We start from the raw sequence: 18,047 nt of genomic DNA, 5'->3' as shown, positions 1-18,047 counted from the left end.
AAAGATATTTTCTAAGTTTTTTAAGGAAATTAAAGATTGGCAATTTGGCCGTTTTTAGTTATGATGAAGAGGTAATGGAGGTCAAAACATGACACAGACAGATTTGAAAACAATCTTTCCCACAGCACAACTCATCGATTTTCCACCGCAGGATTTGAGCTTTGTTGGAGTGCCTTATCAAGATCAGTATCTTTGGCTAAAACGCAGTGAGCTGAGTGAACGAGAATTGCTTTTATTAGAGGCATTCCTACCGCAAAATCAATTGGTTACTAGACAGACTCCTCATCGATGGTACGGTATTTTATTTGAAGGCAGTTCCTTGGTGCAAAAGGAACAGCAGTATCGGATTTTACAAATTCGTGTGGCCTATCTAGAGGAACTGAATGATTATCAAAAATTGTGGCAGGATAGTTTAAAGGAATTTTTCCCGAAGCTTGTTGATGGTTTTTTTATAACAGACCAAGAGTTTATCTTAGTAGAAGAAAAAACCAAAAACAGTTTTACAATGGAGGAGATTGAAGGAGTTTTCACAACTTTAGATGATGATTTTTCATTGGAGTCGACGGTTTTTGTCGGTGAATTCTATCAAGATCAAGAGGACATTCCCGGGCTTTTTAACGAAGAACGGCAAATGTTTCTAGAAGAGGTCCAGACAAAACACGATCAGCGTATTTTTCATTTTGCTGATGTCGCGTTGCATTACTACACTAAAGATAAGCTGGCAGTTAGTAAGCTTGCCAATTATTTTTCGAAGCAGATGCTGCTAGCCGACGATTCATTTACCCAATTAGTTGAAATGATGTGGCGCTTCTCTGGCAATATTTCCTCCGTCGCAAAAGAAATGTTCACCCACCGCAATACGATCAACTATCGGGTGGAAAAGATTGCTGAGCAAAGTGGCATTAATTTAAAGAAGCCGGATGACTTGGCTTTTATGTATTTACTAACTTTAAAAAATCAAAAATAGCTAAGGAAACTTCCCGTAAAAGCGCTTTTATGTAAAGTGCACAAAAAAAGGGGAGTTTTTTTTGTGCACCTTCACATAGAATTGAAAGCGATTTTATCATAAACTGAATTCATCAAGAAGAAAGCTAATAAAACAACAAAAAGTTTTCTTTAAAAAATGAACTGCTATAGAAAAGGATGAAGTGAAATGGTCGATATTAATTTAAAACACGTCTACAAGAAATATGATAATGCTGAAAATTATTCAGTAACAGATTTTAATTTAGATATTAAGGACAAAGAATTTATCGTTTTCGTAGGGCCTTCCGGTTGTGGTAAATCAACAACCTTACGGATGATTGCCGGCCTTGAAGATATTACAGAAGGCGACTTGGTGATTGATGGTACGGTCATGAATGATGTAGCACCAAAAGATCGTGATATTGCGATGGTGTTCCAGAACTATGCCTTGTATCCTCACATGACTGTTTATGATAACATGGCTTTTGGTTTAAAATTACGTAAATATGACAAAGCCGACATTAAAAAGCGGGTTGAAAATGCCGCTGAAATTTTAGGCTTAACCGAATATTTACAACGGAAACCAGCAGCTTTATCTGGTGGACAACGTCAACGGGTTGCGTTGGGACGGGCCATCGTGCGGGATGCAAAAGTCTTCTTAATGGATGAGCCTTTATCAAACTTGGATGCCAAATTGCGGGTTGCAATGCGGGCTGAAATTGCTAAATTGCATCAATCAATCGGTACAACTTCAATTTATGTAACCCATGACCAAACAGAAGCGATGACGATGGCTGACCGGATTGTTATTATGAACGCTGGTTTCATTCAACAAATTGGTTCACCGTCAGAATTATATGATGAGCCAGTCAATGTTTTCGTTGCCGGCTTTATCGGATCACCTGCGATGAACTTCTTCAATGTTCAAATTAAAGACGGCTATGCTGTTGATAAAAATGGCCAGTTCTCTCTGAAAATTCCAGAAGGCCGCTATGCAGTCTTGAAGGATATGGGCTACGAAGGCAAAGATATGACCTTTGGTATTCGTCCAGAAGATGTTCACACAGAACAAATTATTTTAGATTCTAACCCTGAAGCAAAAGTAAGAGCAGAAGTTGTCGTATCTGAATTACTTGGTGCTGAAAGTATGCTTTATGTTAAAGTTGGCGCGCATGAATTTATTTCAAAAGTTGACGCCCGTGACTTCCACCGTCCTGGTGAAGTTGTTGAGATGGCCTTTGATATGAATAAGAGCCATTACTTTGACAAAGAAACGGAACAACGTATCACCTTTTAAACTTGTTTCTTCTTCGTTTTACCTCTAAATAACAAACCGGAAAAGAGTCTTTCCTTTTGGAGAGGCTCTTTTTCGGTTTGTTAAAACTTTCAGTTAAAAAACTTGTCTGTCAATCGTCCCCTAATCTTCAACAGGTCGTTAAAAATTGATCTCGTTTCCCTAAGTCCCTCGTAAAAAAATCGCTATGTTGCCTTCACTTTTTTAAGTTTCTTTTTAAGGTAGCAAAATGCTGATGACACTTAATCAAATGACAAGTTCTTTTTTATAACCTACCTTATTTTATAAAAAAAATTATATTTGTCCAAAATAAAGCAATGGAGTTAATTTCGCTTGCAAAATTATTATATGTTATTTTATATTTTTTCTGTTTAATCAAAACCTAATTTAAAATTCGGTTTTCACTTTGTTTTTTCATTTTAAAAGATTTTTTCGAGAAATATTTGAGGAGATAATTTGTGAAATATTTAATTATAATAGTCGAAATCATCACTAGTTAAAGCATTTCCTTCTTTTTGTGTCTTGATAAAAATACGAACGTTTTTTTATTTTGTCTACTTCAGGAAAATAAATTCCTTGTTTTTGATGAAAAATGTTGATTATTATGTATCGCTGGCTTATAATGATTTTATAAAAATAACTTAATAATTACATATAAAATATCCTTATTAACTTCATAAATATAGAAAAAGGATATTTTTATGCAAAAATTACAAATTAATAAATAAAATTTATTAAGAATGTTTTCCAATTTGTACTTTTTACAAAGAGATATTTCTGATTGAATAATTTTCTAATTCATGAAAATGAAGAAAAATGAAAATGAATAATTTTTGTGAAGCTGTTTTTGCGTATTGTATATTAGTGAGCAAATTAAATGTAGCGAATTATTTTTAATTATAACTTAATTTGTGTTTGGTTTTTAAAGTTTTGTTTTTTTATAGTATGGAAAATTGTCTGGGGAGACGTTTTAGAAACAAAGGGGTGAGGGAATGAAAAAACGGATAACGGCTTTTCTTTTGATTTTAGGTGTCTTGCTACCTTATAGCCGAGGGCTTGCTTCAGTAGTTACTTATGAGAGTATGGTTGCCGAAAAAGAGCTGACAATTCAAGCAGATTCGTCAGAGAAACAAATCGTTTTGGATGAGGATTACACGACTGTGACGGCTTCTTTTATTGAGACAAAGACTAGCTATCAATGGACAGTCGAGTTTGAAAAAAAGGCTTCAAAAACTGCAAGTCGTCTGCGGCTAGCAATTGATAATGATGCTTTAGCAGACAGCGGCTTTGGCACAGTATCAGATATTCGCGGTGAAGGGCTGATGACAAGTCAAGCTGATGAAGAGCAGTTGGCAACGATTAAAGCAGCTAATGATGAAAAAGATTTGGATTGGTACTACGGTGAGGGGTATTCAACGAGAAGCAAAAAAGGAAAGTTATTTTTTACCTTGAGTAAAACGGTGGCAGAAGGTGAATTACCTTTAGTAGTGGCAGTAGATCAAGAAAGTAGCCAGACTGAAAAAGAAACTAAAACAGCAAACACAGCTACAACTGAGACAACTACTGATACAAAAGCAGAGGGAAACCAGGTCGAAAGTCAAGCGGAGGCTAACACAGAATCTAGCAGTAATCAAAACATTCTGCGAGATTTACAACAAAATTTAATTGCACCAATCAACTTGGCCCCATTTTCTGAGAGTGACCCTTTTCCATATGAATATGCCGAAGGAGAGAGCAACACGCAACGGCGCTATCCCTTGATTGCGACAAATAATTATGACACAGCAAATGATTTTAGCAGCGATGGATTATACTCGGGTATTCAAGGGGAGCTGTACAGCATTTCAGGAGAAATTGTCAACGATACAGACAGCATCACTGATAATGTGATTGTCGCCGGCGGAGCGAATTGGCGCAACTATGATTACACAGCTAGCCAAGAGGCTGGCTCAGCTAATGATTTTGCCAACAATATTCAATTGTGGGGCAGTGAGCAGACATTTTCTAACAGCTATTTAGATTACGGCGGAGCTTACATGAAAAAATGGGTAGAACCGATTACTGAACATGTCGCTGGTGATCAAGACGATACTACTATTTACAATGTTTATATTGATATTATTGGTGGTACCATCAAGGAGCAGCTGCCAATTGATGTTGTTTTTGTGTTAGACCGTTCCTCTAGTATGGCGACAACGATTAACGGCGTGAGAAAAGATACTGCCATGACAACGGCTCTCACTTCTACAATCACAAAACTTTTTAACACAGCGGGTTTAGATATTCGCGTGGGGTTAGTCGACTTTGGCAGTGAAGGAGTCGACAGGGTCAAGTCATCAGAGCTTGCTTTAACTAGTAATGGCGAAACTGTTTTGAAGTCTCCTGTTTTAACAGATCAAGCCTATGACAATTCAGGAACACCTTTATCACTAGGAATAAATAAAGGCTATGAAGTTTTGTATCGGGATAATGGCGCAGCTGGTCGAAATCCTGAAAAAGTTCTGATAGTCGTTGGCGATGGTACACCAACTTTTTCTTACAGCGGGTTTCGAACAAATACCAGTAGTTCAGCTAATTTTGATAGATGGACTGTAGCTGCACAAGCGGCAAACTATTGGACCAATGATACTGGTAATAGTTTCATCAGAAATTATGAAACCCAAGCTAATAATAGCTTAACCTCAAGTTTTGCAGCAAATGAACTTTATCCAACAGAGTTTGCTACCTCAGAAAGACCTAGTAATACCAATCGTCGGTATTATCGCTATGGCGAAGAAACAAATACTACGGTCTCCGGTTACTGGTATGGAAGTGGTAATGCCACTACTAATTCCTATAATAAAGCAAATGCCATCCAAACCATTGCTTACCACCATTGGAAAAGAGATAAAATGGCTGATGAGTACGGGATTACTCCAAGGGTTTACAGTATTGGAGTCGGCTTGAATGGCAATCAAACAGGGGACAGCGGCGTGCAGGATGCTCTGGGACGCAATGTTTTGAAAAACATTGCTGATTTAAAACCTGAATCTGAAGTCACCAATGCTAATGAGGATTCTTATTATTATGGGGCTGATTCCCAAGAGGAGTTAGTTAATGCACTGACGCAAATTGTTTCAAAATTTGAAACGACTATCACCAACGCTTCTTTATATGATGCCACGGGATTAAATGTTTCTTTATACAATCCCGGCAATGCTTCTGATATAACCTATTGGCATCTCGATGAGAATGATAATGCCAGCGAAACGACAAAATACAAGGAACCAGTCGAATGGGATGAAAGTCAGCACGGCGTTCAGCCGGATGTCGTTGCCCATCCGACTTCTTATGAACCGGAAGGCTCGATTGAAAAAAATCATGCTTATCGTTTTGATGGCATTTCTTTAGGCGAAGGCGATATGGTGCGAATCAGGTACCAAGCTAAGCTTGATGCCAGTGCCCAAAATGGGAATTTTTATACGGTCAACGATGAAGCCTATTTGATAAATGAAAAAGATTACCAAAATGAAGAAACGCAAAAGACCAACCGAATGTATATTCCAGCTCCGTCAATCCGCTTTATTGGTAAAGAGCGAAATTTACACCTGACAAAAACTGATGAACACGGCAATGGTATTTCCGGAATCACTTTAGGTCTTTATGAGAAAAATGATAGCGGCGAATATGAATTAATAGAATATATGCTGACAGACACTGACGGTTTGGCCAGCTCGAAAAAGCAATTTAGCTCGGAGGACAATCAAACTTATCCGACTTATTACGTGAAGGAAATTTCTGATCCGGCATACTATCAACTAATGAATGATTACTTAGCCTTTACTATTCGCAAGGAACTAGCAAACGAAGGTGAAGTCTTAAATCATTATGAGCTAGTTGAGCCCACCTCTGGAGAATATGGTGTCGACGCAAACTCAGAAAATGTCTGGAAAGGCTACTACCAAGGTGAAAATCATACCTTTACAATTGTTCAAACCTTGACGGATCCCGCTGAAGGCGGCTATCAAGATTTTGATCAACTGTATGTCAATTTGGATTTAGTCAATCAAATGAAACCGATACAAATTGAAATAAACAAAGTGATCGAAGGAACTAATACAGGTTTACCGGGTGCTGAGTTTGAGCTATTGAAGGAAAATACAGAAACCGGCGAATACGAGGTAATCGGCCAAGGGACTTCAGATGATTTGGGCAAAGTGACATTTTTAAATGCGGAGCAGCCAGTTTATCTTAAGGAAGCCCTGAATGAAAAATATACGAATTTCAGAATTGTAGAAACTAAAGCACCTGATGGTTATGCCCAACCGGAAGCGGAGGATTATTGGAATGTCCGCTTGAATTATCAGGATAAACAAATTGAATATCAACAAAATGGTGCCGGTGAAGACGAGTGGGAAAGATCAAAATACGCAGATTTGCTTAATGAAGACGAGTCATTGATTCAACTTAATTTTAACATCTCCAATCAAATGACTAATCGGGATTTTAAAATTCGTAAAGTTGATCAAAATGGTACAGCAATTACAGGAGTCGGCTTTGAGCTGGTACGCAAAGATGATGTTAATCAAGAATATTTCAAAGCTTATAGCGGAATTGACGGCATTGATGCTAGCGGCGACTTAATGCTCAATGAAACAGGGACGGGATTTTTCTATGCTAAAAATCGCGAAACCAGCGAAAAATATCGAGATTTAAATTTTGATAGAAGGCTTCAACTAATGCCTGGAACTTATACAGTCACAGAAGTTGATGGTCTCTTGGGCTATACGGTAGCCCAAACCGAATTTGAATTTACTTTAAATGCAGACGGCACGTTTACTTTTGACAAAAATGCGACGCTTGAGACAGAGGGTTATCAGTATGAATTAGCGACAGTCGAGGAGGAAAGAATCTTAACCCTCTCTGTCAAAAATGAGCTTCAGCTAGCCCTTGAATTTCAAAAAATTGATAGTCACACCCAACGACCTTTAGAGGGAGCGACCTTTGAATATGTCAGACTGTCAGACAATAATGAAGATTTAGGTGATCCAGCTCGTTTAACTAATCCGCCAGAAAATTCAGCCTTGCACCAGTTAGAGCCGCTAGAACTTGGCAAATACAAAATTTACGAAGTGGCGACACCAGAAGGCTACCGTAGTGTTCCGGGTTACATCGTTTTAGAAGTGAGTCAACAGGAAAGTAATGAAATAATTGACGGTGAACTGGTTGAAAAAGGTCAAATTATTGGCAAGCTAACCTATTTTGATGACGCTGGTCTGGAAGTTGAAAATAGCCAGCAACTTGCTAATTTGACTGAGGTTACTGATGAAACCGGTAATCTAACCAAGCTCCTTGTTAGCTTCGATGTGGAAAATGATCCGACATTCCCACTACCGGCGACTGGCGGAAGCGGTAGGATACTATTTACCTTGATAGCTGCTGGTTTGTTTGGCGCAATGCTGCTGATAGGACTGTATTATGTGTATCGGAACCAAAGGAGGAGACGCTCATGAAAAAAATTCTTCGCTTTCTTTTGGTTCTACTACTGAGTTTGACTGTCTTGGGTGTTAAAGAAGCCGCAGCTCAAACAACCACCAATTACGATCAAGTAGAACTGATTTTGCATAAGTATATTGCTAGAGACATTGTTTCTGACGAAATTGCCGATTATCAAAATGACGGACTGCCGATTAGTGAAGAAGACTGGGAAACGGTTGACGTGGTGACTAAAGCCACCCCTTTAAATGGTGCTAATTTTTTAGTCTACGATTTAACCGATTATTATTATCGAGATGTTGATTCCGGAGCTGATTTTGTCGAAAAAATCAGTGGCTTCAATCACAATCAAATTCAAGAGTTGGTTGAAACTGAAAATCTGCAGCAAGTTACCGGTAGTCCAGTGACGACAGTTAATGATGATGAGTATGGTCGAGGCACTGGTAGAATCTTTTTGCCCAGAAAAAGCGGTGATTTAGATTGTGTGTACCTCGTTGTCGAAACGAAAGTTGATGCCAGTGTGGGTTTTAATGTTGACATTGAAGCTAGGGCAATTCCGATTGCAGTTGTTTTGCCAATTATGGATCCCCGTGATCCATTAACGGAGCTTCAGGAGATTCACATTTATCCTAAAAATGTCGGCTATGTGCGAGATCCTTACTTTTTTAAATTAGGACGGACTGCTGGTAGTGACGTCTTAACCCCATTAGAGGGAGTTACTTTTGCGCTGTATCAACTGGTGGATGGCAACAAGCTTTATCTCCAGCAAAGCGAGGTCCATGATTTGCATAATCAATGGATTGCCTCGAGTAATCCGTTGACGGATTCTGAAGTGACAAAATTTATCTCAGATGAAGACGGGGTGGTGACAACTAACGAACGTTATCTGCCTTCAGGTACTTATTATTTTGAAGAGCTGGCAACGGCTGCCGGTTACGAGATAACGCCTGCTGATAAAGAAATAGAAGTCGTCATTCCTGAAAGTTGGCAGGATGAAGAAGGAAATCCCTTATTTGTCACTGTCAATGGTTATTCAATGGATGAATTGGCTTCGGGAAAAGTTCCCGAAAGTGCGTATCAAAAGCAAGAGCCACGAGTCTATAACGAAAAAACAGTGACTTCACCAACAGATGATGGCGGTAAGCTGCCAGATACTGGGGCGGCTAAATCACTAGTAAGTATCTTGGGGATAATCTTACTTGGCGTTGCTTGGTTTTTGAAGAAAAGAACAACTGGTATCAGAGATTCAAAATAAAATAGATTGTTTTATCCATGAGGGGGAAAAGAGATGAAAAGAAGAAAATTATTGGGATCAATCGCTGCCTTTTTAATGGCAGCTCCGCTAATGGCGGGAATTATCGGGGCAGGGGCAACGACAGCCGAAGCGGCAGCAGTGACGGAAAAGCCAAGTGAAATTTCCTTTACACTGCATAAAAAAGTTTGGGATGCTGAGACAGGAATTCCAGATGCAACATTAAACACCGGTTTAGAAATGGATTTTAGTGGTGCCGGCTTAAACGGAGTTGATTTTACTTTATACGATGTTACCAATATTTACTATAATGCTTTGCAGGACAATCCACAAACCGAAGCAGCTGGTGATGGCTTAAGTTCAGCAGATGCACTTCAAGCTATTCAAGATAATTGGAATGCTTCATGGGTAGTCAGCGGTGCCACTGTATTAGAAACTAAAACGACAGCTAATATCAATGGCGAAGATGGTCTGGTTGAGTTTACCAATGTTAGAACAACTGATGGCCTGAATCGGGACAAAGTATTAATGTTTGTCGAAACCTATTCTCCGGCAGATATTTCAATTATTGCTACGCCAATGGTCATTTTGTTACCAGTGATGATGCCAAATATTACTGAAGGTAGCGCTTGGGACGGTTCATTTTTAGATACCTTCAATGATGATGTTCATCTTTATGCGAAAAACCAACAGCAAACACCAACCAAAACAATTGCTGTTGACCCTAGTGAAATTACTGAGATTCAAGTGAAAGAAGGAGAGGGGACAACAACAGTCAAAGTCGTTGATTTAGAAAAAGGTGTGGTACTTCCTTATGAAATTACTTCGCCGATTCCGTATTTCATTCGAGATGTAAATAACGACCAGTCGCCAGTCATCACTAATTTTACAATTGTCGATGTGCCAACAGAAAACTTGAAGTACGTGACAGATTCATTAGAAGTCGTTGATACGACTAGTAATACCAAATTAGTGTTAAATACTGATTACACCATCACAGAAGAAGATGGCGGGTTTCATTTAGAAATCATAACTAAAAATGCTGAGACTGGATTTGCGAATACTGACACACTAGCAAAATTAACTCCGGGTAGTACCTTAACCTTGAACTATAACATGGTTTTGACTGCAACAGTTCAAGCAGATATACTCCATGATAACAAAGCAACCATCACCATTGGTCGTGAAGGCGAAACTGGCTATCAAAAAGATATTATTCCAGATGAAAAAGTTTTAACTGGCGGCCGTAAGTTCCAAAAAATTGACGGTTCTAGTCAAGACAATTTAGTAGGGGCAGAATTTATTTTGTGGAATGCTGATAGAAGCAAATATGCTGTGTTCTATAATGGCACTGACACAATGGAAAATTATTCTTCTGCTGCGACAAATATTATTTGGAATGACAGAGGGACAGATGAAGATCCAGCTCCGAATGCTACTCGTTTTATGGCGACGGCTTTTGATACAGCTAATGGTAAGGACTGGTCCTTTGATGTAGTCGGCCTAGAATATGGCAACTATCAAATGCAAGAAGTTGTTGCTCCTGAAGGCTATGCTTTACCAAATGGCGAGAGTGCTTATACAAACTTCAACGTTGCTTGGGGAACCTATGATAAGGAAGCTGTCAGCGTTGAAATGGCTGAGAACGTGACTATTTCTAATACCAGAAAAGGGACTTTGCCATCTACTGGTGGCGCAGGAATTGTAGCCTTTTTAGTAATTGGAACAGGTATGATGATTGGCGCTTATCTTTGGTTTAAAAATTCTAAAAGAACCGTCAAAGCTTAAAAATAAATTTTAAGATAAATAAAAATTGAATGAAAACCGATAACCGGTCCAAAGGCGCAAAGCAGAGCTTGGACCGGTTATTTTTAAATGACAAATGAGCAAACGGAAGTCGTACATAGAATAAGTGAGACACATATTAAAAAAATTATTTAAATCTTGGCTAAAAATATGAATCGATAGCTAAAAGTTTAAAACGAGGGAGGTAAGCTAATGAAAAAAGACGCTTCGGTAAATTTCATTCTAAAATTATTGATGCCAGGGCTATTTTTATCAGGAGCTGCTATCTTTGCTTACCCCTTTGTGGTGGATTCCTTGAACAATTTTATTGATCAGCAGCGGATTACTCAATATCAAAAAGAAGCTGAAACAAATCGGGAAGAACAGGCCGCCAAATTAGCTGAGCTACAGCAAAAAAATGTTGAGAATGCCAAGACCGCCGTACCGGGACTCGGTTTGGTAGAAGATCCTTTTGAGGAAGTCGTCAGCAAGATAGAAAATCCTGATAAAAGTTATTTAGAAGAACACTCTTTAGGGGCCGTTTATATTCCGGCAATTAAGGTCAGTCTGCCGATTTTTGATGAAACCAATGAAACATTATTGCAACAAGGTGCTACTTTGCTGCAGGGAACTTCGTATCCCATCGGTGGGGTGGGTAGCCATTCGGTGATTACCGGGCATACTGGCTTGGCGGAAAAAAAATTATTTACGGATTTAGAGGAGCTAAAACAGGGGGATTTATTTTACATCGATGTGTTAGGTGAACGCCTCGCTTATGAGGTAATGAACGTCAAAAAAGTTGTGCCTACAGAGTTTTCGGATTTAGAGATTGTTGAAAATAAAGATTTGGTAACCTTGTTAACCTGCACACCTTATGGAATAAATAGTCATCGCTTATTAGTCACTGGCTCTCGCATCCCTTATCAAGCGGAAATGAACCAAGCGATTCAACAGACGCAAAATTATCATCGTTATCGCTTGATTTTAATTCTTTTATCAATTTTGGCGTTTCTTAGTCTGTTTGGCTGGTGGCTCTGGCGCAAAATTGTTTTTTACCGGTTCACAAGCCGCCGTTATAATCTGCGCTTTTTTGTCAAAAATAAGCGCAAAGCCATTTTTTTACTGACTGATCGTAAAGGCCGTGTTCTACCAATCCCAGCGGCTCAGCAACGGGTCAATTCCCAAGGGGAGGTATTGTTTGCTGGTATTCCCGGCGGTAAGTATTGGGTAGCGCTGCAAGGGAAAAAGGAAACTCGACTCATCTTAAAAGCAAAAATAAATAAGTTAGCCAATCAAGAATTTACTTTAAAAGGCAAACCTAGAAAGTATCTTGAAATAAAAAAAGGCTCACCACCTAAATATCTTTTACAGCAGGCTGCCTTCAAACAGGAAAAGGCCAGCTCTGTTAGATTCAATTTTCTGAAACAATTAGGAATTGGGCTAATATTTTTTATCGGCTTATTGGTGGCTTGCTATCCTTTTTATTCAGATGCTGTTAATAATCTGATTGATCAGCAACGTTTGGCCCGCTACCACAGCCAGCTTTCAAATGAACAAGAACAGCTGAATGAATTAGCGAAAGCGAATCAACATTTAGCTGAAGAGGGCAATAATCCAGATAGCGATCCATTTACAGCCGCTGAAAGTGTCAGTCAAACTGCTTATCAAAAACATTTATTAGGCACCATTTCGATTCCTAAAATCGCTGTGGAAATTCCGCTCTTTGACACAACTAGTGATTCTTTATTAGACATTGGTGCAACGGTTTTGGGCGGCACCTCTCAGCCGATTGGGGGAATCAATACTCATGCAGTCATCTCGGCTCATCGGGGATTGCCGCAGAAAAAATTGTTTACCGATTTGCCGGAGTTGGTTGAAGGGGATCTCTTTGTCTTAACTGTTTTAGGTGAAAAATTGGCCTATCAAGTCGATCGGATTGAAACGGTTTTGCCAAATGAAACTGAAAGCCTCTTGATTGTTCCGGGAGAAGATTTAATTACGTTAGTTACTTGTACTCCTTACATGATAAATTCCCACCGCCTTTTAGTCCGTGGGCATCGTGTACCTTATACTGAAGATGTGGCCACCACTGTTGATAATGCTACCCAATTCAGACAGGCTAAAAATTATCTGGTAGTTGGCTTCTTAATTGTAGTGACAGTTGTATTCTTGTATTTTATTTGGCGAACATGGCGCAATTATCTGCTTCGAACTAAAAATTTGAAGTAGTCAGCCGACAAAAAAATTTCAAAGACACAAAAAAAACCAAGTGCTTTATATAGAAGAAAATCGTAGTAAGGATTATCTTCTATATAAAGCACTTGGGTTTTATTTTTGGTTCATTTAATTTTTAATTATTGGCTTTTAGTTCCTGTAAATCGGATTCAGCAATCACTGCGGAAAGTTCATCCTGATAAAAAGTTTTTTCTTTTTCAGTCCAGTTAAAGTAGTCAGCTAGTGCATTTACTACTGGCTCAATTAACCCATCTAAGCTGTCTCGCATAAAGAGGATGTGGTTAGTGCGCCGCAAGAGAAAATCAACTGGAGTTAAGACGGCTTCTTCCGCTAGTGCATAGCGCAGGCTGATACTTTCTCTGCGATTTAAACCAGAAAACAGTTCGCCGTCATAGCTGAGGACAGTTTCCAGATTAGAGCCGTACAAATTAGCTAAGTAATTCGCATCAGCTGAAGAAAGGCCAATTTTTTCACCTAATTCAGCTAATTTTTCTAAATCCTCGTCAACATTTGCCGGATCAAGCTGACCGCCAGACACTGGATAATGAGTGGAATCAATTAATTCAACCGTTTGTTGATATTTTTCCTGCAGAATTTTTTGAATTAATTTCATGGCGCCTTCAGCCATCAGTCGGTAATCAGTAATTTTGCCACCGGATAAGGTCACCAAACCATCATCGGCTTCTGTCAAGTCACTGCCTCTGGATACCGCAGAAGGATTATCGCCGGCTGCGGCTTCACTTTCTTTTCCGTGGGCATCTTCCACGGCTTTTTCAACTAAATCACGTTTTTGTTGATCTTTTAAATAAGCTTCGACGGCTGAGACAACGGCTGTTAAACTTTCGTCGGACAAATGATTTTTAGTGCCGCCGTTATAATCAGAACTTCCATTGGCTGAAATTAGCGGCCGCAAGCCCGCCCAACTACTTTCAATATCATGAATGGTTAAATCCGCATGGGGATAACGCTGGTTGACTATTTCCAATAGATAGTCAACATCTTCTTGGGTGACTGTCGGATGGGCAAAGTCTCCGTGATAATCTGTATCGGTTGTCCCAAAGTAAGTTTTTTCTTCCCGGGGAATTACGAAAACCATCCGGCCATCATTTTTACCAGTATCAAAATAAGTTGGCTGAGGCACATTTAATTTTTCTCTATCAACAACTAAATGCACACCTTTAGTTGGTCGCAGGTGACTGATTTTTTCAGCCTTGTCATCCAAGTGCCGTACCAAATCTGACCACGGTCCCGCTGTGTTGATGACAATTTTGGCGGTAATCTTAAATTCTTCTTTCGTCAAAATATCTTGAACAAGCGCGCCATCTACTTGACCGTTAGCATCATGAGTAATGCTGAGAACTTTGACTTTACTGAGCAGATGGGCACCGTCTGCTGCGGCCTGTTTAATATTTTCAATCACTAAGCGTGCGTCATTGTTGCGATAATCCAAATAGACGCCAGCCCCCAAAAGATTTTTGTCATTTAATTGTGGTTCACGTTTTAACACTTCAGCTTTGTCAATCATATAATTTTCATACTTTGTGCCGGTTACATTGGCCAGACGATCATATAAATCCATCGCAATTTTGACAGAAAACATCGAAAATGTTGCGTTGGGTTCATCATAAATCGGTAAAATCATCGGGTCAGGTTTTGGAATATGCGGGGCAATTTGTTGGACAATTGCCCGTTCTTTTACAGTATCTGCGACAACTTCTACATCAAAGGTTTTCAGATAGCGTATGCCGCCATGAACAAGTTTGGTAGAGCGGGAAGAGGTGCCTTCAGCAAAATCCTGCATTTCGACTAAAGCGGTATTGATTCCCGCCGCCGCTGCCTGAATTGCGACACCAGCACCGGTAATGCCGCCACCGATAATTAATAAGTCAACGGGATGTTCTTTTAAATAAGCGATTGAATCTGTTCGGGTCTTCTTTGAAAAAGCCATTACTATTCCGCCTTTCTAAAATGAAATCGTTTTCTATAGTGTAATACTTGCAAAGGATTGGGACAACTAATCGGCTTTGGTCTGAGAAAGTTTTCATAAAAAAAGTATCAGCTAATCAAGAGAAACTGCGCTGAAAAGTTTTTTGAAACTGTTTAGCGACAGCTTATCGTTGAAAAACTGATACTTGACTAGCAAAAGCAAGTTTATTCATTTAACGAATCAAAAAATTTTTTTGTCAAGACGGCGATGGTGATGGTCATGGCAGAACCAATGACTAGCGCCTTTGAAACGATTGCCAATTTTTTCATTTGGACACCTACTTTCTGAGAAAAAGTTTAGCGGAACATTGTTTTTGTGGCCCGGGCCAAAATTTTTGGATCTTTTTCGTAGTGATGGAGCGGCGTCAATTGACTTAAAGGAATACCTAAAAAAGTATAAACGGCAATTTGTGCTGCTCGGATAGAATATTGTTCAGTAAAGACCATGTCAAAGGGCATTTCCGCAAATTGACTGATAAAGGCCAAGTTTTTCGAATGAGTCGGTACGACAGCCGGACGATCACCGACGGCCCGTTGGTTGAAGAGGGCACTGGCATAAGGCATCATCACAGGAATCACATTGACGACTGAGTTCCAAATTTCTTCTTGATGGTTGCGCAGATTATCATTGCTGGGGTCCACTGCGGCTAAATGGCCTAATAATTCCGTCAGCATTTCCCGACCAGTCATTTCAATGACAGGTTTTTGCACATAATCACCATTGCGACGAGGATACATAAAGTAACCCCAAAAAACTGTTTCATTTGGCTTTTGCGCTTTAAAATGGGGTTGATGATGGACGACGATTGAAAGGAGCGGCGTACTATGAATAAACGTATTCAGAGCATTGCCGGGTTCTTGTTGGGTAATCCGAGAAATTTGATCAACAAGAAAATGATTATCGGTGGTTACGGTGAAACTCATCCATTCACTTTGGCTGCGGTCATTGAAAAATTTATCCGGTTGTCCTAAAGAATAAAATTTCTCTGTGGCTTTTTTCCAAAGCATAGCGCTTGGTGCATATTCAAAATTTTCTTTTACGGGAGTCTCTAAATCACCAATTGAAGAACTATCAGTGATTGAACCGTTTGTATCAAAAACCAAGTCAGTTTCAGCTACCGGAATTATTCCTGTTTCGCCATCGTCAACTTTTTGATAATGTAGACCGGTTACAATGATATCATCCTGCAGTGGGGTATCCTTGAAATCCCAATCAGTAATTTTAATATTATTGACAAAGGTAACGCCCCGGTCTGCCAAGTAGCTGCGCATTGGCAAAATAATACTTTCATATTGATTGTAAGGCGTGCGGGTGACGCCGGCTAATGTATTGATGCGGCTGAATTCTAAAATCATTCGGTTCATATAACGCCGCAGTTCCATGGCTGAGCTGGCCCGTTTAAAAGCAAACGTGGTTTGCCACATATACCAAAAATTTGTTTCAAAAAAATGGGGAGAATTTTTAAACCATTCACTGATACTGATATTATTTAAGGTTTGTTCATTGCTTTCAGGCATTAACATCAGTTTTGTCAGCAATGCCCGGTCCTTATTATTAAATTGCATGTGTTCATAATTATCTTTATTTGGTTTAGTTCGCGGACCAAACTGGTCAATCAAACGGGCCACATCATGGGTTGGATGAGCGTGATCAAAATTCAAAATATCATCTGTGACACTTTGACCGGGATGGTCTAAAGAAGGGACGGAGCGCAAAATATCCCAGAGATTTTCATATGTTTCTTCGTTTAACATGCGGCCACCCTTAGCTAAATAACCACGATTGTTGCTTAACGCTGAATTGCTGTATTCATCTTCATAAGCCGCCACTGTGTTGCCATCGTTAGCGCCATGGGTTTCCAACCCGTACATTGTAATTTGGCTGCCTTGAAAGCCACCGTCACGAATTAAATAAATGCCAGCTGCTAAATTTCCGATACCTGTTCCAATCATCAAAGCTTTTTGCATAAAGCATCCTTCTTTCTCTGATTCACTTAGATCATTGTCAGCAATTTTCTTTTGCTAAGTTAAGAGTAGTCCTGTGGGCCTATTATGGCAAATGATACCCTTATTGATTTTGACAGATAGACCAATCTGTCAAAAAAACAAATTTAGAGAAAAATTTTGTGCAAGTTAAGGAAGATATTGTTATAATCTTTTATAAAGAAAAAAAGCTGGAGGTAAGCCGATGAAGCGCAATCGTGTTTTATATTTAGAAATAGCAGATGAGCTGCGAGAGGCCATCTATGCCGGAGTCTATCCTTTAAATAGTATGTTGCCGACTGAAACTGAGCTGGAAAAAAAATATCAAGTCAGTAAGATTACCATTCGTAAGGCGATTGAACTGTTGGCCGCCGATGAATATGTCGAAAAGAAAAGCGGTAAAGGCACGACCGTCATCAATAATCGCCCCTATAATAAATTGTCCCGGGCGGCGAGTTTTACCGATATTTTAGAGCGTTCGGATAAAAATGTTGAAAAGAAGACACTGGACTTTCAAACTTTAAAATTGACGAAAGATAATCCAATGTTTCAATATTTTGGCGCTAAGGCTCTTTATCTGAGTCGGACTTATGCTATTAATCAGCAGCCGTTTATCTACATTCAGCATTTTTTACCGGGCAATGTCAAAAAAATTGATCAGAAAAATTTTGCAGATTTTTCTTTGTACCGTTTGCTCCACAGCAATGGCTTTGAAATTGAACGCTTTAAAGATAGTTTTTCTGCAATTGTTTTGACGGAGGAGCAAAAAAAGATTTTGCAAACCGACAGCCAAATCGCTCTGCAGCGTAACCGTCAATCAATTGATTTTGACGGCAAAATTGTAGAATACTCTTTAGCAATTTACGATACGACAGCCTATCCTTATGAAATAGAATACGAAACTTAATCAGACACTATCCCAATAATATTTTTTTGGGATAGTTTTTTCTCGCTAAGATTTCCACAATTTTAAGTAATAATTAAAATTTTTTCAGATTGCAAAACGTTTACAACCACAAAAAAATATGCTAAGCTAATAGCGTTGAAAGATTATAATGTTATAGAATTTTA

General features: G+C 39.2%; 9 protein-coding genes. 7 read left to right on the top strand and 2 right to left on the bottom strand.

Annotated elements, in window-relative coordinates; genetic code table 11:
• The first annotated feature begins 88 nt into the window (after nucleotides 1–88).
• The 6 genes from AC1Z3S_RS15090 (at nucleotide 89) to AC1Z3S_RS15065 (ending at nucleotide 13,001) form a co-directional block, all read left to right on the top strand.
• Complete coding sequence (locus AC1Z3S_RS15090; protein WP_461741040.1) at nucleotides 89–967, top strand: helix-turn-helix domain-containing protein; 879 nt, start codon at nucleotides 89–91, stop codon at nucleotides 965–967.
• 186 nt (nucleotides 968–1,153) lie between these two features.
• Nucleotides 1,154–2,263 carry an ABC transporter ATP-binding protein gene (locus AC1Z3S_RS15085; RefSeq protein ID WP_265459121.1) on the top strand — a complete coding sequence of 370 codons (1,110 nt, stop codon included), beginning with the start codon at nucleotides 1,154–1,156 and terminating at the stop codon, nucleotides 2,261–2,263.
• Nucleotides 2,264–3,252: 989 nt separating this feature from the next.
• Nucleotides 3,253–7,752 carry a SpaA isopeptide-forming pilin-related protein gene (locus AC1Z3S_RS15080; RefSeq protein ID WP_461741039.1) on the top strand — a complete coding sequence of 1,500 codons (4,500 nt, stop codon included), beginning with the start codon at nucleotides 3,253–3,255 and terminating at the stop codon, nucleotides 7,750–7,752.
• Nucleotides 7,749–8,990: a pilin N-terminal domain-containing protein gene (locus AC1Z3S_RS15075; protein WP_461741038.1), complete on the top strand. Its 1,242-nt coding sequence runs from the start codon at nucleotides 7,749–7,751 to the stop codon at nucleotides 8,988–8,990. Before AC1Z3S_RS15080 ends, AC1Z3S_RS15075 begins: the two co-directional genes overlap by 4 nt.
• A 33-nt stretch (nucleotides 8,991–9,023) precedes the next feature.
• Nucleotides 9,024–10,775, top strand: coding sequence for a SpaH/EbpB family LPXTG-anchored major pilin (locus AC1Z3S_RS15070; protein WP_461741037.1), 1,752 nt, complete (start codon nucleotides 9,024–9,026; stop codon nucleotides 10,773–10,775).
• A 210-nt stretch (nucleotides 10,776–10,985) separates the two neighbouring features.
• The gene (locus tag AC1Z3S_RS15065; protein WP_461741036.1) at nucleotides 10,986–13,001 is read left to right on the top strand and encodes a class C sortase; all 2,016 of its coding nucleotides are present in this window, start codon (nucleotides 10,986–10,988) and stop codon (nucleotides 12,999–13,001) included.
• A 121-nt stretch (nucleotides 13,002–13,122) separates the two neighbouring features.
• Here the strand turns inward: AC1Z3S_RS15065 and glpO are convergent, their stop codons facing one another.
• Both glpO and AC1Z3S_RS15055 read right to left on the bottom strand, forming a co-directional pair.
• Nucleotides 13,123–14,955: a type 1 glycerol-3-phosphate oxidase gene (gene glpO, locus AC1Z3S_RS15060; protein WP_461741035.1), complete on the bottom strand. Its 1,833-nt coding sequence runs from the start codon at nucleotides 14,953–14,955 to the stop codon at nucleotides 13,123–13,125.
• 335 nt (nucleotides 14,956–15,290) lie between these two features.
• Nucleotides 15,291–17,006, bottom strand: a complete 1,716-nt coding sequence (locus tag AC1Z3S_RS15055; RefSeq protein WP_461741068.1) for an oleate hydratase — start codon at nucleotides 17,004–17,006, stop codon at nucleotides 15,291–15,293.
• Nucleotides 17,007–17,181: 175 nt separating this feature from the next.
• On the opposite strand from AC1Z3S_RS15055, the gene AC1Z3S_RS15050 reads away from it, so the two are divergent.
• Nucleotides 17,182–17,883 carry a GntR family transcriptional regulator gene (locus tag AC1Z3S_RS15050; protein WP_461741034.1) on the top strand — a complete coding sequence of 234 codons (702 nt, stop codon included), beginning with the start codon at nucleotides 17,182–17,184 and terminating at the stop codon, nucleotides 17,881–17,883.
• Nucleotides 17,884–18,047: the final 164 nt, after the last annotated feature.

This window comes from Enterococcus sp. LJL90, assembly GCF_056924355.1.
This window is presented reverse-complemented; position numbering and strand designations above follow the sequence as displayed.